Raw genomic sequence first — 18632 nt, forward strand, 5'->3', positions numbered from 1 at the left:
GCTACACCCTCGAGGCCGGCTTCGGCATGAGGTCTTCGATGGCCTGCAAAAACTGCTCAAACTGGGCGAAGTCGAGCTGTTGTTCGTTGTCGGAGAGGGCCACTTTAGGGTTGGGGTGCACCTCAACATGCACCCCATCCAGGCCGGCTGCCAGAGCGGCTCGAGCCAGGGGGGCCAGCAAATCCCGCCGCCCCGCCGCGTGGGTCACATCCACAATCACCGGCAGATGGGTGAGCTGTTTAGCCAGGATGGCCGCCGATAGATCGAGGGTGTTTCGGGTCCACTTTTCATAAGTGCGGATGCCGCGCTCACACAAGATCACCTCGGAATTACCCTGCGAAAGTATATATTCGGCGCTGTAAAACCACTCCTCGATGGTCTGGGCAAAACCCCGCTTGAGCAGCACCGGCTTGTTGGCTTTGCCCACCTCACGCAGCAGGGCAAAGTTCTGCGCATTGCGGGTGCCTACCTGCAGGATGTCGGCATACTGGGCCACCCGTTCCACATCGCGGGTATCCATCACCTCGGTAACAAAAACCATCCCGTTGGCATCGGCAGCCGCACGGCCTATCTTGAGGGCTGGCTCCCCCATACCCTGAAAGCCATACGGGGAGGTGCGGGGTTTGTAGGCCCCACCGCGTAAAACCTTCACCCCATGCCCGGCCAGAAACTTAGCGGTGAGCAGCATCTGTTCTTCCGATTCAATGGAGCAGGGCCCAGCTACCAGCACCTTATCCCGGCCAAAGACCACATCTCCAACCCGAACTGTGGTGTCCTCGGGCTTGACCTGGCGTGAGTAGAGGAATTTTTGTTTATCTTGCTGCTCTTCTAAGTCCAGCGAGGCCTTGAAAATTTCCTTGAATAGCCGCTTGATGGTCTCAGCCGGGTAGGGCCCCGGGTTCTCCCGGGTCAGGTAGGCCAGCATCTCCTCTTCCCTTTTGGGGTCGTAGTGGGGCAGGCCCAGCTCGGTTTGCACCCGGCCGATCTCGCTCACCAGCTTGCCGCGTTCAGAGAGGAGACGGAGCAGTTCGCGGTTGATCCGGTCAACCTCCTTGCGCAGGTCTAAGATTCGCTGATCCATGAACCCAATGGTATACCAAAGTTGTCTTTTACAAGCAAGCCCAGTCCCCTAAACCGGGCTGGTTTCCACTTCCCTGGGGCGGCCCCGCTCAGCCCACTTTACCAACAAAATGGAAACGCCATAAAGCACCATTAGAGGAAGGGATACCAGGCTCAGGTTGACCACATCCACCGTAGGGGTAATCAGGGCGGCCAGGGTGACCAACAAGACCACCGCAATGCGCCAGTTATCCACCAGGAAGCGGCTCGAGAGCAGACCCAGCTTGGCTAGCAGGAAGCTCACCACCGGCATTTCGAACAGGATGCCCATCAGGGCCAGGAAGGTCACCACCTGTCCCATGTACATTCCGATAGAAATTTGCGGGGTGACCACATCCCCCAGAAAGCCCAGCAAGAATGGAACCGCAAAGGGCAGCAGCACAAAATAGGCGAACACCGCTCCTAGCGCGAAGCTGAAACCTGCTCCCAGGATAAACGGAACCGCCAGTCGGCGCTCGTGCAGGTACAGTCCGGGGGCGATAAAAGCCCATATCTGGTAGACGATAAAGGGCAGCGCCAGGGCCAGCCCCCCAAACGCGGCCACCTTGAAAGCAGTAAGGAAGGGTTCGGTAATGTTCAGGACGATTAGCTCGGCTTTGAGCGAAGCATTGGCGTTGTAGGCATCCAGGGGCCGCCGTAGGGCCTCGAGGATCTGCACACGAAACGTAAAGGCTACTGCGGTCATCACCGCCCAGGACACGATGGCCCAGATCAAGCGGCTGCGCAATTCCTCCAGGTGTTCCATCAAAGGGGCTTCACGCATGCCGACCCCCTCAGGACTTGGTCTCTTCCTTGGCCTCGAGCGGCCGTTTAAGCTCCTCTAGTGGCTTAGCCACCTCCTCCTTGATATCCTTGAGCTCCCGCACATCAGCGGCTTTTTCAAACTCCTCGCGGATGCTTTTAGCCCCACGCTGAAACTCGCGTATGCTCTGACCCAGGCTGCGCCCGAGTTCGGGAAGCTTGCGGGGCCCGAACAAAAGCAACGCAATCAACAAAATAATCAGGATTTCCGTCATTCCTAGGTTCATGGCAGTCTCCTGTGCATAGTTTACTCCGCCGGCTGAAGGCCGTCTGAAATCCAGGGCACCGCACATACCCCGGCTGTGCCTACCCCCCTCCAGGCCAGGCGAAGCGCAGCCAGCATCGCAGGTGGGCCTTACTTATCGTAGGGTTTGCCAACCGCAGCCGGGGGACGGCTCCGCCCGATAAAGCCAGCGAGCACCAGCATGGTCAGGATGAATGGCAGGGCTTGAACAATGGTGGCAGGCAAAACATTCCCACCCTGAAGCTGAATAGCCAGCGCCTGGGCGAAGCCAAACAGCAAGGTAGCCCCCAGCACGCCAAACGGATGCCATTTACCGAAGATGAGCGCGGCCAGGGCAATAAACCCGGCCCCGGCGCTCATAGCCCGGATAAACTGGTTCAGGAAGCCTATCGAGAGGTAGGCGCCCGCGATGCCAGCCAGCATACCGGACAGAATTACCGCGGTATAGCGCATCCGTATCACATTAACGCCCATGGTCTCGGCGGCCTCGGGGTGTTCGCCCACGGCCCGCAAGCGCAGACCCCAGGGGGTTTTGAAGAGCACCCACCAGACCACCGGCACCAGCAGAAAGGCGATCAGAACCAGGATGGAAACTTCTCCTATCCCCAGGTTGACCAGCGGCAGGCGGTTGTTGACCTCCTGAGAGGTGGAGGTGTTGTTGTACAGCACCTGCAGTACGATCGAAGGTGCGCCCAGCGCAGCAATGTTGATGGCCGTCCCCGAGACAATCTGGTCGGCGCGGTATTTGATGGAGGCAATGGCGTGAATCAGGCCCACCAGACCGCCCACAATGGCCCCCACCAGGAGGCCCACCCAGGGGATCCAGAAGGCCTCGAGGCCGCCCGTGGCTACCTCGATGCGGTTGACGGTGATGGCTGCGGCAGCCGCGCCGAATAGAATCATGCCCTCGAGGGCGATATTGACCACCCCACTGCGTTCTGAGAACAGCCCACCCAGCGCGGTGAGCAGCAGCGGCGTTGCCTGACGCAAGGTTGAGAAAAACAGTGCGATGACAAGCTCCATGGGTTAATCTCCTGCAACCGGCGATGTCTTGGCCTGACGGGCCTCCTGCTCGGCCTTGGCTTCGGTCTCGACCTGAGCAGCCCGCAGCGGATCGGTAAAGTAGCGTGGTAGGAAGCCGCCCACCGCTATGAACAAAATAATCAGGGCCTGCAAAACCTGAATGATCTGGTTGCTAATACCCAGTTGGGCATTAAGCGAGACCCCCCCCGCCAATAAAACACCAAACAGGGTGGCCGAGAGGAAGATCCCCAGCGGCGTGTTCTGACCCATCAGAGCCACCGCGATGCCGTCAAAGCCAACGCTCGATGGGATGGCAGTTTTAAGCCGGTAGGTGCCGTCCATACCCGCCCCCAAAACATAGTGGGTCGCGGCCAGCCCGGCTAAAGCCCCTGAGATGAACATGGCCAGCACCATTTTTCGCCTCAGATCAACCCCAGCATACTCCGCGGCTTTGGGGGCCAGGCCGGTGGCCCGTAGTTCGTACCCGCCTGAAGTGCGGAAAAGGTAAAAGTTATAGAACAGCAAAGCCAGAATGGCGATCAAGAACGAGCCGTTGAGGAGCTGCGAGGAAAGCGCCGAGCTGATGGTAACCGGGATGCCCGGCAGAAGCCCCCCCAACACGTAGCCCGCCACCAGGGCAGCCGCCGCAGCCAACAAGCGCTTGCCCAGCTCGAGCCGCCGCAGAGCGTAGTAGGCCCCTAGAGCCGCCACCACCCCAAGCGGCAGGGCCCACGAAAACGTGCTATTGGGCGCAAGGATATCGATCATAGGTGGAATGCGGGCCCCTTCCAGGATCTCCTCGCTACGCCCCTCAAAGCCCTCGGCCTTGAAGGGCAGGGTCACCTTGTTGCCGAAGAAGCTGTACTCGTTGGCGGCCAGCATGAACAATAGCACCGAAGCGGCGATGTAGTTCATCATGATGGTGTTGATCACCTCGTTGGCCCCAAAACGGGCCTTGAGCCAGCCCACCAGTCCGCCCCACAAAGCCCCGCCCAGGGCCGCGGCCAGTATGGCTGTGGGTAGCAGCAACCAGCCCGGCAGGGGCAGGTAAACCCCGGCCAGCATGGCAAAAAGCGCCCCAATGGTGAGCTGTCCGGGGGCCCCGATGTTGAACAGGCCCGCCCGGAAGCCAAAAGCCACAGCCAGCCCGGTAAAGATTAGGGGGGTGGCAAAGCTAAGGCTGTTGAAGATGCCGGGCAGGTTGAGGATGGGGCTGAACAGGATTTGGAAGGTATAGGTAACCAGGTCGAGTTTGCCGGCAATCAACTCACGCAGGCCCAGGCCCTCCACCCCCTGGGTGCCAAGCCCCGGGCGCAGGATGGCCACCACCCCGGCCCCGACCACCACCGCCAGCAGCAGCGACACCAGCGGAACCACCACCCCGCGCAGGCGCACCAGAAAGGCCAGCCCACCCGGTAGCTGCATCCGGGCCACCAGCAAAAGCCCCAGAGCGTAGAACAGCCCCACATAAGCACCCAGCGAAAGTGCAAAGCGGCGCAGGGGTGGACGCCGGGCTCCTGCTGCCAAAGCCGCCTCGTTGGCCGCGGCAATAGCCTGATAAAACAGATAAGCCTCGAGCGCAAACAAAGCCAGGCCCAGCCCCCCTAGTACGTAGAGGATCCTGGCCCGGGTTGCAGCGTTTGGTAAGAACACCACAATGCTGGCCGTCAACAGCAGCGCCACCCAAAGCCCAAACATGACCCCTAACCAGCCAAAACTTAACCCTTCTGGCAAAGTCAGGCCTTTGGGGTTCATGGCCCCTAGGGGGTTGAGTAAGTAACCGGTGCCGTCAAACTCCCGCATGGGTACAGCCCAGGGGGACAAGATCATCAGCACCAGCACAATCAGTCCCGCAAGCAAAAAGAGATACCTACCCATAAGTTCCTCAGAGCGGATTCTACACTGCGCGGCTCCATTGCATAGCGCGAAGCAGCTATACCCCCCGGCAGCCCCTCTCAAAAAGTCCAGGCCCACCCCGGAAACTGACTCTATTTTATGGGGTTCGGGGTGATAAACTTGTCGGGTGCAAGACTCGAGCGAAACCAAAGCCAAAGCCATTCAGCAAATGTTTTCGGAAATAGCCCCGCGCTACGATCTGCTCAATCGGGTGCTATCGCTTGGGGTGGATCGCCTCTGGCGTGTGGCTGCTGTTCGGGCGGCTTTGGAGAAAAATCCCTCGCGCATCCTCGACCTAGCCACCGGCACCGGTGATATTGCCCTGCTACTCAAAAAAGTAGCCCCTGAAGCCGAGGTGATCGGCGGCGACTTTGCGCCCCCCATGCTCGAGCTGGCCCGTCAAAAAGCGCTCAAGGCAGGGCTCGAGGTTCCTTTTGTAGAAGCCGACGCTCTTCGGCTGCCTTTCCCCGATCAGCACTTTGATGCGGTGGTCATCGCCTTTGGCTTTCGCAACTTTGCCGATTACCATAAGGCGCTGGTCGAGCTTTACCGGGTTATAGCACCGGGGGGGCGGCTGTGCATTCTAGAGTTCCCCCCTCCGCCCCGCAGCGGCCTGGGGGTGCTCTATCGCTTCTACTTCACCCGCATTCTACCCATCATCGGAGGGCTGGTCTCCGGCAGCGCCGCAGCCTACCGGTACCTGCCCGACTCGGTCGAGCGCTTCCCCAACCCCGACACATTGGCTAATATGATGAGCCTGGCCGGCTTTGCCACGCGGTATCAATTGTTTACCGGCGGTATCACCGCGCTGCACATTGGCGATAAACCCGGCCCGACCCCAGCCAGCCGGGTTGCCCGCACCGGAGAGTCTGACCCTGATGAACCAGCCTGATCCAGCCTTCGAAATAGACCCCCAGCGTTTGCTGCTGGAAAGCATGGAAACCGGGGCCTTGCCCGACTTAGAGCCGCTCGAGCTGGCCCGTGAATATGCCCAGGAGCTCGCCCAGGGCAGCAGCGGCGAGAATGAAATTGTGCGCTGGTGGCACAGCCCGAGCGGGTTCTATTACGAGTTTAAGCAATTTCCCGCTGCGTTCTATGGTCGTTCGGGCCCTGTGCAGGGCCAGTACCTATCACCCCAGGAAGCCCAGGAGCTGGTCTGGGAGGCACTCACTCGAGCCGATAAAGACCAGGCCGATCTCACCATGTTCTACACGCCCCATTTAATGCAAAGCGACCTGGACTTCTATATGGCCTACACCCTCGAGCAAACCCGTATCGAGCGGGGTGAGGCCCGCTATGCCCTGCCGCTGTTCATGCGTCTCAAGCTACCTACACACCTGCTGCTGCTGTTTCGTAGCAAAGATGAGTATCTGATGTTCAAGCTTCCTCAAGGCCAGCCGGTGCTTTATCAGGTGTTGGCTTAGAACCGAACTCGTTTTTTTCACCGGCCCCAGCGGCAAGAGGGGGCCGGGCAGCCAACCTCGAGCGCGCGCAAGTACCCAATAACAAAAAGCAGGGGAGCGCTCCCCTGCTTCGGCAGCCCCAGATGGGTCAGTGGCTGTGCTGGTGCGCGCTGTGGGCGTGGCCGTGCTCGAGCTCTTCCGGGGTGGCAGGCCGGATGGCCGTAAGGGTGACGTCGAAGTCGAGCGTCTCACCAGCAAGGGCGTGGTTGAAGTCAATGGTCACATCCTGACCGTCCACATTCAGCACCGTGAAGGGCATGGGGTTCCCCTGGGCGTCTTCGGCGTAGAACATGGCGCCTTCTACCAGCTCGGCGTCCTTGGGAAAGGCCGCCCGATCGACCACCTGCACTCCTTCGGGATCGTATAGACCGTAGCCTTTCTCCGGGGGCACAGAAACCACCACACGATCACCGGCGGCCTTGCCCTCGAGGGCCTCCTCCAGGCCGGTCACAATATTGCGGTATCCATGCAGGTAATCCAGCTCACCCTGGTCGATCAGCTCGTTTTCTACATGCAGGGTATATCGAATGGTCACCACATTGCCTTTGCTTGCTGTCATAACAACTCCTCTCCATTCACAGAAACCAACCTTCGTTTCCGCGAGACAACCGAGTATAAGCCATCTGGATTAAACAATCGTAAACTAAAGCGAATCTCGCCCACCAGGCCATGGCCTATGCTTATACACATGAACGTAGAAGACGTGATTGGGAAGACCCCGGTGGTTCGCCTGAAGCGCCTGGTAACGCCAGAGATGGCGGAGGTTTGGGTGAAGCTCGAGGGCAACAACCCCGGCGGCTCCATCAAAGACCGCACCGCCTGGTATCTGATCAAGGACGCTGAAGAGCGCGGCATTCTGAAGCCAGGATCGGGCCAGCTCATCGTGGAGCCTACCAGCGGCAACACCGGCATTGGCCTGGCCATGGTGGCTGCCAGTCGGGGCTACAGGCTCATCCTGACCATGCCGGCCCAGATGTCGGAAGAACGCAAGCGCATCCTCAAAGCCTATGGGGCCGAGCTGATACTCACCGACCCCAGCCGCCGGATGCTGGCCGCCATCGAGGAGGCCCAGCGGATTGTAGCCGAGCAGGGGGCTTTTATGCCCAACCAGTTCGACAACCCCGCCAACCCCAGGGCCCATTACGAGACCACCGGCCCGGAAATTTTTGAGCAGATGGAGGGTCGGCTGGACGCCTTCGTATATGGCTCCGGCACGGGCGGTACCATCATGGGCGTTGGTCGTTACCTGCGTGAGCGCCTGCCCAATGTCCAGATAATTGCCTGCGAACCTCGCCGGAGCAACGTGCTCTCGGGCGGCCAGATGGGCTCGCATCAGTTTCAGGGTATGGGGCCGGGGTTCATCCCGCCCAACCTCGACGTGAGGATGCTGGATCGGGTGATTCAGGTGCTGGAAGAAGACGCTTTCCCCCTAGCCAAGCCCCTGGCCCGCGAAGAAGGGCTTTTTGTCGGAATGAGCGCCTGCGGGATGATCTGGGCCGCCTTGCAAGTAGCCCGCGAACTCGGGCCTGGTAAAAGGGTTCTAACCATCGCCTGCGACTCGGGTATGAAGTACCTCTCGACCCAGCTTTTCGCGGATACCCAGGCTGAAACCAGCACGTCTTGAAGGTGCGTCAACACCTGTAGTTTGCGCGATTTGTAGGCTAAACTTGCTCTCAGATGGCTAGGGCGTCTATCCAGCTTCGCTGTACCGAGTGCGGGTATAAATCGGTCAAGGCACTCGGGCGCTGCCCCAACTGTGGAGCCTGGGACAGCTTTGCAGAAGAAGCGCCCCCGCTCAAATCTGTGGGCACTGGTAAGGCCGGGATAGCGCGGCCCCGCCCCTCACCCAATCCAGCGGCGCTGACCCGCCTCGAGGATGTGTCGGAGGAGGGTGAGGCGCGGTTTTCCAGCCGGATCGGCGAGCTGGATCGGGTGCTGGGTGGGGGGTTCGTACCCGGCGAGGTGCTGCTGCTGGGCGGCGAACCGGGGGTGGGCAAGAGCACCCTGCTGTTGCAGGTAGCCCAGCAGATGCTGGAGGCGGGCCAGCGGGTGGTCTACCTGGCCGGCGAGGAATCGCCCGGGCAAATACGTTTACGGGCCCGGCGGCTGGGCGTTTCAGGGGGCCTCGAGCTGCTGCGGGAGACTGAACTGGAGGCAATGCTGGCCACCCTCGAGGCTGCTCCACCCGACTTCCTGGTGGTGGATTCTATCCAGACCATCGAAACCACAGCCTCACCAGGCTCACTGGTCGCCGTGCGCGACGCAACGGCTGCCCTAACCCGCTTTGCCAAACGCCATCAGGTCACCACCGTGCTGGTCGGGCACGTCACCAAAGAGGGTGTGGTAGCCGGGCCCAAGGTGATCGAGCACGTGGTGGACGCCACCCTGTACCTGGAAAGCGCTGGAAACTTCCGGATACTGCGCTCCAGCAAAAACCGCTTCGGGCCGGTGGGCGAGCTGGGGGTCTTCAGCATGGTAAACGAAGGTTTGGCAGAGGTTCCCAACCCCTCGGCAGCCTTTCTGGCCGAACGACCGCTGGGTGCACCGGGCTCGGTGGTGGCCCTGAGCCTCTCGGGTGAGCGGGCGCTCGCTTTGGAGGTACAGGCCCTGGCGGCGCGCACGCCCTTTCCTGCTCCGCGCCGGGTGTCGCAAGGGCTGGACAGCCGCCGGGTGGACGTGGTGCTGGCGGTGCTGGAGCGAAGGCTCAATCTGCCCCTGGGCAACCTGGATATTTACGTGAATCTGGCCGGCGGACTTCGAATCTTCGATCCAGGGCTGGATCTGGCCGTGGGGCTGGCGGTGTATTCTGCTGTGGTAGGCCGCCCAATCCCCCAGGATGTGGCGGTGGTGGGTGAGGTGGGGCTGGCTGGGGAGCTGCGCAGCGTGGAGGGCCTCGAGCGCCGCCTGCGGGAAGGCCAGCGGGCAGGCTTTGAGCGCCTGGTACACCCACCCCAGTTCAAGAGCCTGGAAGCAGCGGTGAACATGTTTATATGAGTATGGTGCGGTGGATTTTATACGGGCTATTCGCCTATCTAGGCTACCGGGCTGGGGTGTGGCTCGAGGCCCACAACCTTATCGGGAGCAGCCCCTTGGGCAGCCTGATCAGCCTGAACCAGCTATACCTGAGCGTGGTGGGCCTGCTGGTGGGTTTTTTGCTGGTGCCCCGTCTAACCGACTGGCTGGAACAGCGCTGGACACGCACCCAGAACTGGCTTAAGGAACTGCCCCCTGAGATTCCCGTGGCCATCACGGCCGCTTCCGGCCTGGGGCTTCTGCTGGCCGTGCTGCTGACCAACCTGCTGAACCAGATTCCCGGCTTTTCCGCGATTCACTCCTTGATCATCGCAGCGGTGCTGGTCATCTCGCTCTCGGCCTTTGCCATTGCCAACCGCGAGTATTTCCGCCTGGTACGCCCCGCGCCTGCCCCCAGCAAACCCCGGGGGGGCAAGGTGCTCGATACTTCGGTGTTGATCGATGGTCGCATTGCGGATATCGCCGAGGTGGGGTTTCTGGAGGGCCCGCTCTTTGTGCCCCGGCAGGTGCTGCGCGAGTTACAGCAGTTTGCCGATTCCTCCGATGCCCCAAAGCGCGCCAAGGGGCGCCGGGGACTGGACACCCTCGAGCGCCTGAAGCTGAGCGTGGGGCTCGAGGTGCTCGATAGCTCCGAGAGCGACGAACCCGTGGACGACCAGATACTGGCCGAGGCCAAAAGGCTGGGCTCGGCTTTGGTAACCAACGACCACGCGCTGGCCCAGCTCTCCCGCATTTACGGGGTCAAAACCCTTTCGGTGCAGGCCCTGGCCTCGGCGCTGCGGGCCCCCTTGCAGCAGGGCGACACCCTGAGCATCACCATCGTCAAAGAGGGTAAAGAGCCCGGCCAGGGCGTGGGCTATCTGGAAGACGGCACCATGGTCGTGGTGGACGACGCCATCCCCTTTAAGGGCAAGGAGGTGGGGGTGGTCATCACCCAGTCCATTCAGACCCAGGTGGGCCGTTTGCTGTTTGGAAAGCTCCAGACCGAGCCAGCCGAGCGCCCCACGCACAGGTCGGAGCGATAGCGCACCCGGTTGGCGGGTTTCAAGAGAATCCCAACCGCGTTGGAGCAAACCCAGGTCAACACGCGGTAAACTGTGGTTAATGCCCTATCGTGTGCCTAAAAGTCGGCTGCTGCCGCCCCGTACCGCTCGCGAGGTGGAACGGCTGCGGCTTTTGGAGCGGCTGCGACAGGGTTTCGCCAAAAGCCCGGTGCTGGTGTTGGCCGCGGGGGCCGGGTATGGCAAGTCCACCCTGCTCTCGAGCCTTCCAGCCCTGTGGCTGACCCTGGGCGAGGACTGTTCCGACCCGGTGGTGCTGGGCTGGCATCTGGTCGAGGTCTACCGGCCCCGGCTGGGGGATGGACTGGATGGGGTGGTGGGCGCGCTCGAGCGGGGCGCCTGGGCCGCAGCCAGCGAACTCCTGCTCGAGCGGCTGGCCAATCAGCCAGCCCATACCCTGGTGCTCGACGAAGCCCAGCGGGTGGCAAGCCGGGAGGCCGTCGCCTTTCTGCGCACCCTCACCCAGGTACCGGGGCTGCACCTGGCCCTGCTCACCCGCCGGGCCGCCCCCTGGGAGGTGCTGGGGCAGGTGCTGGACGAAAGCGAGCTGGCCTTCGACCCCGCCGAGGCCCTGCAGCTCGGCCAGGCCATTGCCCCCGAGTTGAACGCTTTTGAGGTTGAGCAGGCCCACAGCCTGGTGCGGGGCTGGCCTTTAGGGCTGCGGCTTTTGCTGCGGGCCATGCAGCGGGGGGCCAAGCCGGAGGAGGCCTTCTACGCACACCCCGATCCGGCCAGTCTGCTGGTCTACCTGATGCCTGCCCTGCCCGAGCAGATACTTCACCTGGCGGCCCGGGCCAGCGTGCTGGGCGAAGTCGGGCCCGAGGAAGCAGCTTGGGTGGGAAAGCTGGAAACCCTGCAACCGTATGCCCCCGACCTGCTGCTGGAGCATGTGGGGGGGCGTATTCGTTTTCACCCCCTGGTGCGGGCCGCCCTGATGAGCCTGCTCGAGCCCGGCGAGGTGCGCGGGCTGCTGACCAAAGCCGCCGATCTGGCACTGGAACGCGGCGAAGAGGTGCAAGCGGCGGGCTATCTACTGGAGGCCGGACGGCTGGGCCACGCCGCCGACCTGCTGCAGCGGCAGGGCCAGGCCTGGCTGGCTCGAGGTCTCACCTACAGCGTGCTGGCCCTGCTCGAGCGCCTGCCCGAGGCCACGCGAACCACCCGGCCCGACCTGCGCTACCTGCACGGGGAAGCCTTGCGGCAGGCCGGGCGCTATACCGAGGCCGAGGCGGCATATCAGCAGGCCCTGCAGGCCGGTGTGAACCAGGCCCTGCTGGGCCTATCGAGGCTGTACCTCGACACGGTGGAGCCGGCCAAGGCCCAGGGCTATCTGCTAGCAGCACGCGTGCGCTTTCCTGTCGAGGTTGAACGGCTTTGGGCCGAGAACTTGCTCAATGCCGGGCGGGTCGAGGAAGCCAGAGCGCTTGGCCTGAAGGGCCCGCGGGTCTGGCTGCGCAGCGGCCAGCCCGAGCGGGCGCTGGCCGAGTTGCGCCGACTGGAAGGGGATGCCACCGCACGGGCCCCACAAAACCACCGCGAGGGAACCTTGCTGCTGGCCCTGCTGGAAGCCATCGCGGGCGACGCGGTGGTGGCCGAGCAGGCCGCCTACCGGGGCCGCCGCGAGGGAGAAACGCTGGGTAGCCCATTTGTGGTGGCCCTGGCCGAAGCCCGGCTTGGGCATGCCTTGCTGGCCCAGAACCGCTGGGCCGAGGCTGGGGAAGCCTACCGAAGGGCGCTTTCCCTTTCGCAGGGTGGGCCGGCTCGCTTACGGGTGGAACCCCTTGGAGGACTGGCCGCGCTCGGCGAGGCCCGCGCCTTCGAAGAGATGGTGCGCCAGGCCCGCGAGGCCGGGGATGCCTGGGTCGAGGCCTTCATGACCCTGGTAGCCGCCCAGGCCCACCTGCGGCGGGGCCTGCCCTTCAACTTGCCTGCCCTGCCAGGGCTGCAAGACCCTTTTTTGCGCGCACTGGCTGTCAGCTACCCCTGGGCCGCCGACCCGGAGGGGATGCTGGCGCGCTACCCCTTTCTCTGCCAGCCCACCCTCTTTGCCCCCCCTTTGCATCGCAGCCGCCGGCTTTTGTGGGAGGCTGGAAGGCTGGACGTGGCCTATCATCCCGGCGTGAGCGTTGAAATTCGCGCTCGAGGTGGTTTTCAGGTCTGGGTGAACCACCAGGAAGTCCGCTTTAAGCGCGAGAAAACCCGCACCCTGCTGGCTTTGCTGCTGGTTCGCGACTGGAGCAAGGAGGCCCTGATGGAGGCCCTCGAGGTCTCCGACGGCGAGTTCCGGGTGCTGTGGTCGGAGCTGCTGGGCGCCCTCGAGCCCGGACGCCCGCCCCGCGCGCCCGGTTATTTCCTCAGGCCCTATGCGCTATGCCGGGTTCCCGAGCTTCGGGTGGATCTGTGGGAAGACGCACGAGGCAAAGAAGGCCCCTTCGAGGGACTGGATCACCCGGTGCTCGAGCGCTACCGCGCGGCCTGGCTGCAGGATGTTCTGCGGGCCTGCCGCCAGAGCGATGCCCCGGAGGATTGGCTCTTTGGGCTTCGCCTGGATCCGCTGGACGAAGAGCTGCTGGCCCGCCTCGAGCACACCGAGCTGGCCACCCTGGCCCGGCGCATTCGCCAGGAAGCCCTGGAGGAGCTCGAGCTAGAAAGCTAAATTGGGGCGTGGATACAGCCAGCAGGTTCGCAGTTGGGCCTGGGCATAGGCCCGCGCCTCGGCAGCCCAGCGGTGGGTATGGGCCCGGGCCTGTTCGGGCTCGAGCAAATCCGGGGTGAAGGGGATGCCGAGCAGCTTCTGAAGCCAGTCCGGGTTAATCGCCACCCCCTGCTCGGCCAGCGCCCCCAGGAGCGCCAGGCCCACGGCCAGCAGGTCGGTGGGCGGGCCCACCCGGTGCACCTGCACCCCCGCGCAACGTTGCCCCTGATGTTTGGAGAAGTAAGGGGTGAAAAAGGTAGGCCTGAAGCGCACCCCTGGCAGCCCCAGTTCGTTCAGCCGCCGGGCCAGCCGGGCTGCGTCCAGCCCCGGTGCCCCCACCAGCCCAAACGGCAGCGCCGTACCCCGCCCTTCCGAGGCCGCCGAGGCTTCCACCAGGGCCACGCCGGTATAGAGCCAGAGGCTCTCGAGGTTGGGCAGGTTGGGCGAGGGCGGAACCCAGGGCAGGGCCTCGGGGCCAAAGGCAGCCTGGGGGTCGCAGGGGATGACCTCAACGCCTGGGTCTACAAAGCGGGCGCACTCCCCCAGGGTGAGGCCATGGCGCAGGGGTAGCTCGAGCATCCCCACAAACGAGCGGTAGGCCGGTTGCAGGATGGGCCCCGAGACTGCAAAGCCCAGGGGGTTGGGCCGGTCGAGCACCACCACCCGCACCCCCCTCTGCCGGGCCGCCCCCAGCACCTGCACCAGGGTGGAGACAAAGGTGTAGTAGCGCAGCCCCACGTCCTGCAAGTCCACCAGCAGGGTATCCACCTGGGCGATGAGGGCCGCCAGCTCATCTGGCGTTTTTTCGTAGAGGCTGTGCGCCGGCAGGCCGGTAAGGGGGTCGGCGGCCATCTCGGGGGCCTCGCCGGCCTGCCCCGAGCCGTCCACCCCGTGCTCGGGCCCAAAGAGGCGCTCGATCCGGATTCCCTTTTGCAAAAGGGCCACCGCAGCGGGAACCAGGTCACGGGTCACCCCTGCCGGATGGCTCAACAGTCCAAGGCGCCCTGTTTTTCCTAGAAGGCTGGGTTCAGCGAGAAGCCGCTCGAGGCCGGTAGGCGCGAGCCCTGGGTTAACTGACGGCCAACTCATAGTTCGTTGAAGTGCCTCGTCTATCGCTCGAGGCCGGTAGGGCGCGAGCTTGGGGAAGTTATGAGGCTTTCATTCATAAGCTGAGCAAGCCTCGTCTATCGCTCGAGGCCGGTAGGCGCGAGCCCTGGGTTAACTGACGGCCAACTCATAGTTCGTTGAAGTGCCTCGTCTATCGCTCGAGGCCGGTAGGGCGCGAGCTTGGGGAAGTTATGAGGCTTTCATTCATAAGCTGAGCAAGCCTCGTCTATCGCTCGAGGCCGGTAGGCGCGAGCCCTGGATTAGCTAACGGCAAGCTCATATTGTGTCGAGATGCCTCGTCTTGCGCTCGAGAAGATTTATCGCATCAGGCTTTCTCAAACATGCTGAAGTTGGTGAAGATGATGCGGTTGTCGCGGGCGAAGAAATTGCCAAGACGGGCGTGTCCGGCGGCCACGGCGGTGGGTTTGGCAATCATAATCACGGGCAGGTTCTGCGCAAAGAGAAGCTGCCAGCGATCGTAGAGGCGTTTGCGCTCGTTCTGGTCGCCGAGCTGCTCGGCCTGGCGGAAGATCTCCCAGATGTTTTTCTCCCAGGGGAACATCTGGTCGAACTTGGGCTCGCTGCTGCCCCGGTCGGGCCAGACTGAGCGGTGCCAGTAGTTGAGCTGGCCGCCCGGCTGCCAGATGTCCTTGCGCAACTGCGGGTCGGGCTGGTCGCCGTAGGCCATCAGGATGCTTTCGAAGTTGCCGCCGGTGGCGGTTGCCAGCAAGGTGCCCTGCTGGATGCCTTGCAGGTTGAGCTTGACCCCAATCTGGCGCAGGTCGTTTTGCAGGATGGCCGCAATGGCCGCAAAGGGGGCCGAGTCGGAGGCGTAGGTAAAGGCAAACTCGAGAACCCTTCCGCTGGGCAGCCGTCGTTGCCCGTCGCTGCCGCGCCGCAGCCCCAGCGAGTCCAGCAGGCCCGCCGCGCGCTCGAGGCTAAACTCCCCCAGGTAGCTGCGGGTGTCGTAGTACCAGAAGGTGCCCGGCGCCACCCCATGCCCCGGCAAGACTGCCAGGCCGTTGTACACATCCTCGATAATGCGCTTGCGGTTGACCGCAAACTGCATGGCCTTGCGGAAGGTCAGGTTGCGGAAAAACTCGCGCAGCTCGGGGTTGGGGACGTCGAAGTTGAACCCCCAGTGGGGGGGCGAGGTGTAGATGGTGCTGCCGCTCAGCACGCGGATTTTGGCTCCCCCCACCTCGAGGCGCTTGAGCTCGGGGAACTGGGCCCCGGTGATGGGCACCTGGTCGAGGTTGCCGGCCCGGAACTGGGCGATCTGCACGTTGGGGTCACGGATAATCAGGTACTCGAGGCGGTCGAAGTAGGGCAGTGGGTTGCCCTGGGGGTCGCGCCGCCAGGAGTTGGGGTTGCGCACCAGGGTGACTTTCTGGTCGGGCACGTAACTTTGCAGGATAAAAGGCCCGGTGCCCACAATCTCCTTGGGGTCGGTGTTGGTGGCCCAGATCCGGCTGAAGCCGCCGGGGTCTTCCTTGGGCTTGAACTGGGCCAGTTTGTGCCGCGGCAGGATGGGCGAGAAGGTCAGGGCTTGCAGCACCGCCCCGTAGGGCTTGCTCGAGATCACCCGGAAGGTGAGGTCGTCGACCTTCTCGAAGCGCAAGGGCACCCCGGCCACCGTGAGGGTGGCGGCCTGGTTGGCCCGCAGGTTGGTGTTGGAGGCCACCTCGGTAAAGGTGAAAAGCACGTCGTCGGCGGTGAAGGGGGTGCCGTCCGACCACTTGATACCGCTGCGCAGCTTGACGGTGGTGGTGCGGGCGTCCTTGGAGATGCTCCAGGACTCAGCCAAAACACCCACCAGCTCAAAGCTGATCTGGTCGAGCTGCATCAGGCGATCAAATACGTTGTTGAGCACGGTGTAGGCGAAGTTGTCAATCACCGCAAAGTAGTTCCAGCTCTGGGGAGTGGATCCCAGCGGTAGGGTCAGGGTGCCCCCGCGCCGACCAATCTCCTGAAACAGGTTGGCCGGAACATTGGCAGCCCCACCCTGGGCCAGCCCACGGGCCCAGAGGCCCGGGGTCAGCACCCCCGCGCCCAGTCCCAACGCAGCTTGCCGTAAAAACCTTCTTCTGTTCATACCTTGCTCCTTTCTAGTCCCTCGAGCGCACATCCGCGGCGTCCCGCAGCGCATCGCCGAAAAAGTTGTAGGCCAGTACCGAGATAAATATCAGGAGGCCGGGGGTCAGCAACCAGGGGTAGAGGCTCAGCGACTGGAAGTTTTGTGCATCCTTCAAGAGCAGACCCCAGCTAGCCATGGGTTCCTTAATGCCCAGCCCCAAAAACGACAGCGCCGACTCGCCGATAATGTAGCCGGGCAGGGCCAGGGTCGCGGTCACGATCAGGTAGCTGCTCAGGTTGGGCACGATGTGCCGCAGGATGATGCGCAGGTTGGAGGCCCCCTGGGCCACCGCGGCGGTCACGTAGTCCACCTCGCGCAGGGCCAGCACCTGCCCCCGCACCACCCTTGCCAGCCCCGCCCAGCCGATAAACGAGAGCACCGCAATAATGCCCAGATACACGTAGGTGCTGGGCCAACTGGCCGGAATCACCGTGGAGAGGGCCATCAAGATGGGCAGCCGGGGAATCGAGAGTAGCACCTCGGTGATGCGCTGGATGAGGGTATCCACCCAGCCGCCAAAGTAGCCCGAGATGCCCCCCAACAAAATCCCGATAGCAAAGGAGATCAGCACCCCGACCACCCCCACCGTGAGCGAGACCTGCGACCCCACCAGGATGCGCGAGAAGAGGCAGCGGCCAAACTGGTCGGTGCCCAAAGGGAAAAAGTACCCCTCGCGCTCGGCCACCCCAAACAGGTGCCAGTTGGTTTTGAACCCCAAAAAGCGGTAGGGCTCGCCCTGGGCGATCAGAAAGCGGATGGGGGTGGGCCGGGTGCGGTCTTCTTTGTAGGTGCTGATGAAGGTAACCGGGTCGCGCTCGCGTTTGAGCTGGTACACGTAGGGCCGCACGGGCCGGCCATCGCGGAAGAAGTAGACCCGCTGGGGGGGCTGGTAAACAGCGTCTGGGTGCTGCACGGTCAGGTTGTTGGGGGCCAGGAAGCCGGCCAGGAAGGCCACCAGGTACAGCGCAATTAGAACTACGCCGCTGATGACCCCCGGCTTGGAGCGCAAAAAGCGCCGCCAGGCCAGGTAGAGGGGGTTATTGCGCTTGTCCATGGGCCTACTCGTAACGGATGCGGGGGTCTACCCAGGCCAGCAACACGTCGGCCAGCAGGTTGCCCACCATCAGCAGGACTGCAGAAAGCATCAAGAGGGCCATCACCACGTACTGGTCTTTGTTCAGGAGGGAGTCGTACAGGAAGGGCCCAATGGTGGGCAGGCTCAGCACGATGGAGGCGATGATGGTGCTCGAGATCAGGGTGGGGAGCTGTAATCCGGCCAGACTGATGAGCGGGTTGATGGCGTTGCGCACCGCGTGCTTCCAGAGCACCACCCGCTCGGCCAGCCCCTTGGCGCGGGCAGTGCGGATATAGTCCTGCGAGAGCACGTCCAGCAGGTTGGCCCGCATCTGCCGCATGATGGTCGCGGTGCCGTCCAGGCCAATCACAATCAGGGGAATCCAGAGGTGGGCCAGCATGTCCTGGAACCTGGCCCAGCTCCAGGGCGCATCAATGTACTGCGGGCTAAAAAGGCCCCCCACAGCAGTCCCACCGCTTTGTAGCACCAGGAAGATGAGCAGCAGGGCCACCAGAAAGTCCGGGGTGGCCAGCCCGAAGTAGCCCACAAAGTTGAGCACCGTGGACGAGGGGCCGTAGCGGTTGAGCGCCGTGTAGATGCCCAGGGGAATGGCGATCACCCAGGTGGCCAGGATGGTCAGGGCGGCCAGGAAAACCGTCCAGCCCATGCGCTCCCAGATTAGCTCCGAGACGGGGCGGCTATTGAGGAAGGAGTAGCCAAAATCCCCCCGCACAATCCCGCCCAGCCAGTGCAGGTACTGCACCCAGACCGGCTGATCCAGGAGGTACTGTCGGCGAATGTTCTCGATGGTCTCCCGGCTTACCCTGGGATCTTCCAGCAGGTTTTCTAGGAAGCCGCCTGGCTGGAGCTGGATGACCGCAAACACCAACACCGAGATCAACCACAGGGTAGGAATCGCCACCAAGACGCGCCGCAAAAGGTAAATGCCCATAACCCTTCCCTGCAAGCCCCATCCCT

16 protein-coding genes are annotated in these 18632 nt (G+C 62.9%); 6 read left to right on the plus strand and 10 right to left on the minus strand.

The features are described from left to right. Window position 1 precedes the first annotated feature (1 nt). The 5 genes from MRUB_RS08355 to MRUB_RS08375 all read right to left on the minus strand — a co-directional run bounded on the left by MRUB_RS08355 (window position 2) and on the right by MRUB_RS08375 (window position 5065). Complete coding sequence (locus MRUB_RS08355; protein ID WP_013013910.1) at window positions 2-1081, minus strand: bifunctional 3-deoxy-7-phosphoheptulonate synthase/chorismate mutase; 1080 nt, start codon at window positions 1079-1081, stop codon at window positions 2-4. Between the two features lie 48 nt (window positions 1082-1129). Further along, window positions 1130-1882 (minus strand): twin-arginine translocase subunit TatC, encoded by a 753-nt coding sequence (gene tatC / locus MRUB_RS08360; RefSeq protein WP_013013911.1) that lies wholly within the window; start codon window positions 1880-1882, stop codon window positions 1130-1132. 10 nt (window positions 1883-1892) lie between these two features. Then, window positions 1893-2147, minus strand: a complete 255-nt coding sequence (locus MRUB_RS08365; protein ID WP_013013912.1) for a Sec-independent protein translocase subunit TatA/TatB — start codon at window positions 2145-2147, stop codon at window positions 1893-1895. Window positions 2148-2275: 128 nt separating this feature from the next. Continuing rightward, complete coding sequence (locus MRUB_RS08370) at window positions 2276-3187, minus strand: ABC transporter permease (protein ID WP_013013913.1); 912 nt, start codon at window positions 3185-3187, stop codon at window positions 2276-2278. A 3-nt stretch (window positions 3188-3190) separates the two neighbouring features. Further along, window positions 3191-5065, minus strand: a complete 1875-nt coding sequence (locus tag MRUB_RS08375; protein WP_013013914.1) for an ABC transporter permease — start codon at window positions 5063-5065, stop codon at window positions 3191-3193. A 145-nt stretch (window positions 5066-5210) separates the two neighbouring features. Here MRUB_RS08375 and ubiE point away from each other — a divergent pair, with 145 nt between their 5' ends. Both ubiE and MRUB_RS08385 read left to right on the plus strand, forming a co-directional pair. Then, entirely contained in the window at window positions 5211-5975 is a 765-nt protein-coding gene (ubiE, locus tag MRUB_RS08380; protein ID WP_013013915.1) for a bifunctional demethylmenaquinone methyltransferase/2-methoxy-6-polyprenyl-1,4-benzoquinol methylase UbiE, read from the plus strand. Beyond that, window positions 5962-6507 (plus strand): hypothetical protein, encoded by a 546-nt coding sequence (locus MRUB_RS08385; RefSeq protein WP_013013916.1) that lies wholly within the window; start codon window positions 5962-5964, stop codon window positions 6505-6507. Before ubiE ends, MRUB_RS08385 begins: the two co-directional genes overlap by 14 nt. Before the next feature lie 127 nt (window positions 6508-6634). On the opposite strand, the gene MRUB_RS08390 is transcribed toward MRUB_RS08385, so the two are convergent. Then, window positions 6635-7105, minus strand: a complete 471-nt coding sequence (locus tag MRUB_RS08390) for an FKBP-type peptidyl-prolyl cis-trans isomerase (RefSeq protein ID WP_013013917.1) — start codon at window positions 7103-7105, stop codon at window positions 6635-6637. A 129-nt stretch (window positions 7106-7234) separates the two neighbouring features. Here MRUB_RS08390 and cysK point away from each other — a divergent pair, with 129 nt between their 5' ends. The 4 genes from cysK (at window position 7235) to MRUB_RS08410 (ending at window position 13296) form a co-directional block, all read left to right on the plus strand. Then, entirely contained in the window at window positions 7235-8170 is a 936-nt protein-coding gene (cysK, locus tag MRUB_RS08395) for a cysteine synthase A (RefSeq protein ID WP_015586895.1), read from the plus strand. Between the two features lie 53 nt (window positions 8171-8223). Continuing rightward, a complete protein-coding gene (radA, locus tag MRUB_RS08400; RefSeq protein ID WP_013013919.1) occupies window positions 8224-9540 on the plus strand; it encodes a DNA repair protein RadA in 1317 nt (438 codons plus the stop codon). Next, on the plus strand, window positions 9537-10604 hold the full coding sequence (locus MRUB_RS08405) for a PIN/TRAM domain-containing protein (protein ID WP_013013920.1): 1068 nt from the start codon (window positions 9537-9539) through the stop codon (window positions 10602-10604). Before radA ends, MRUB_RS08405 begins: the two co-directional genes overlap by 4 nt. Window positions 10605-10683: 79 nt before the next feature. Further along, entirely contained in the window at window positions 10684-13296 is a 2613-nt protein-coding gene (locus tag MRUB_RS08410) for a MalT transcriptional regulator family protein (RefSeq protein ID WP_013013921.1), read from the plus strand. Here MRUB_RS08410 and MRUB_RS08415 read toward each other — a convergent pair. The 4 genes from MRUB_RS08415 to MRUB_RS08430 all read right to left on the minus strand — a co-directional run bounded on the left by MRUB_RS08415 (window position 13285) and on the right by MRUB_RS08430 (window position 18606). Continuing rightward, window positions 13285-14424, minus strand: a complete 1140-nt coding sequence (locus MRUB_RS08415; protein WP_277188340.1) for an exo-beta-N-acetylmuramidase NamZ family protein — start codon at window positions 14422-14424, stop codon at window positions 13285-13287. The genes MRUB_RS08410 and MRUB_RS08415 overlap by 12 nt on opposite strands. 343 nt (window positions 14425-14767) lie before the next feature. Then, window positions 14768-16537 (minus strand): ABC transporter substrate-binding protein, encoded by a 1770-nt coding sequence (locus tag MRUB_RS08420; protein WP_013013923.1) that lies wholly within the window; start codon window positions 16535-16537, stop codon window positions 14768-14770. A gap of 13 nt (window positions 16538-16550) precedes the next feature. Beyond that, the gene (locus tag MRUB_RS08425; protein WP_013013924.1) at window positions 16551-17633 is read right to left on the minus strand and encodes an ABC transporter permease; all 1083 of its coding nucleotides are present in this window, start codon (window positions 17631-17633) and stop codon (window positions 16551-16553) included. Between the two features lie 4 nt (window positions 17634-17637). Beyond that, the gene (locus MRUB_RS08430) at window positions 17638-18606 is read right to left on the minus strand and encodes an ABC transporter permease (protein WP_013013925.1); all 969 of its coding nucleotides are present in this window, start codon (window positions 18604-18606) and stop codon (window positions 17638-17640) included. Window positions 18607-18632 lie beyond the last annotated feature (26 nt).

The sequence above is a fragment of the Meiothermus ruber DSM 1279 genome (assembly GCF_000024425.1).
GTDB classification, from domain to species: domain Bacteria; phylum Deinococcota; class Deinococci; order Deinococcales; family Thermaceae; genus Meiothermus; species Meiothermus ruber.

What these genes read in the sequence shown, in the direction of transcription:
- MRUB_RS08410 (WP_013013921.1), top strand. Translation starts at nt 10,684, where the DNA reads ATGCCCTATCGTGTGCCTAAAAGTCGGCTGCTGCCGCCCCGTACCGCT.
- MRUB_RS08430 (WP_013013925.1), bottom strand. Translation starts at nt 18,606, where the DNA reads ATGGGCATTTACCTTTTGCGGCGCGTCTTGGTGGCGATTCCTACCCTG.
- MRUB_RS08370 (WP_013013913.1), bottom strand. Translation starts at nt 3,187, where the DNA reads ATGGAGCTTGTCATCGCACTGTTTTTCTCAACCTTGCGTCAGGCAACG.
- MRUB_RS08390 (WP_013013917.1), bottom strand. Translation starts at nt 7,105, where the DNA reads ATGACAGCAAGCAAAGGCAATGTGGTGACCATTCGATATACCCTGCAT.
- radA (WP_013013919.1), top strand. Translation starts at nt 8,224, where the DNA reads ATGGCTAGGGCGTCTATCCAGCTTCGCTGTACCGAGTGCGGGTATAAA.
- MRUB_RS08365 (WP_013013912.1), bottom strand. Translation starts at nt 2,147, where the DNA reads ATGAACCTAGGAATGACGGAAATCCTGATTATTTTGTTGATTGCGTTG.
- MRUB_RS08375 (WP_013013914.1), bottom strand. Translation starts at nt 5,065, where the DNA reads ATGGGTAGGTATCTCTTTTTGCTTGCGGGACTGATTGTGCTGGTGCTG.
- MRUB_RS08420 (WP_013013923.1), bottom strand. Translation starts at nt 16,537, where the DNA reads ATGAACAGAAGAAGGTTTTTACGGCAAGCTGCGTTGGGACTGGGCGCG.
- MRUB_RS08405 (WP_013013920.1), top strand. Translation starts at nt 9,537, where the DNA reads ATGAGTATGGTGCGGTGGATTTTATACGGGCTATTCGCCTATCTAGGC.
- MRUB_RS08385 (WP_013013916.1), top strand. Translation starts at nt 5,962, where the DNA reads ATGAACCAGCCTGATCCAGCCTTCGAAATAGACCCCCAGCGTTTGCTG.
- tatC (WP_013013911.1), bottom strand. Translation starts at nt 1,882, where the DNA reads ATGCGTGAAGCCCCTTTGATGGAACACCTGGAGGAATTGCGCAGCCGC.
- MRUB_RS08425 (WP_013013924.1), bottom strand. Translation starts at nt 17,633, where the DNA reads ATGGACAAGCGCAATAACCCCCTCTACCTGGCCTGGCGGCGCTTTTTG.
- MRUB_RS08415 (WP_277188340.1), bottom strand. Translation starts at nt 14,424, where the DNA reads ATGAGTTGGCCGTCAGTTAACCCAGGGCTCGCGCCTACCGGCCTCGAG.
- MRUB_RS08355 (WP_013013910.1), bottom strand. Translation starts at nt 1,081, where the DNA reads ATGGATCAGCGAATCTTAGACCTGCGCAAGGAGGTTGACCGGATCAAC.
- cysK (WP_015586895.1), top strand. Translation starts at nt 7,235, where the DNA reads ATGAACGTAGAAGACGTGATTGGGAAGACCCCGGTGGTTCGCCTGAAG.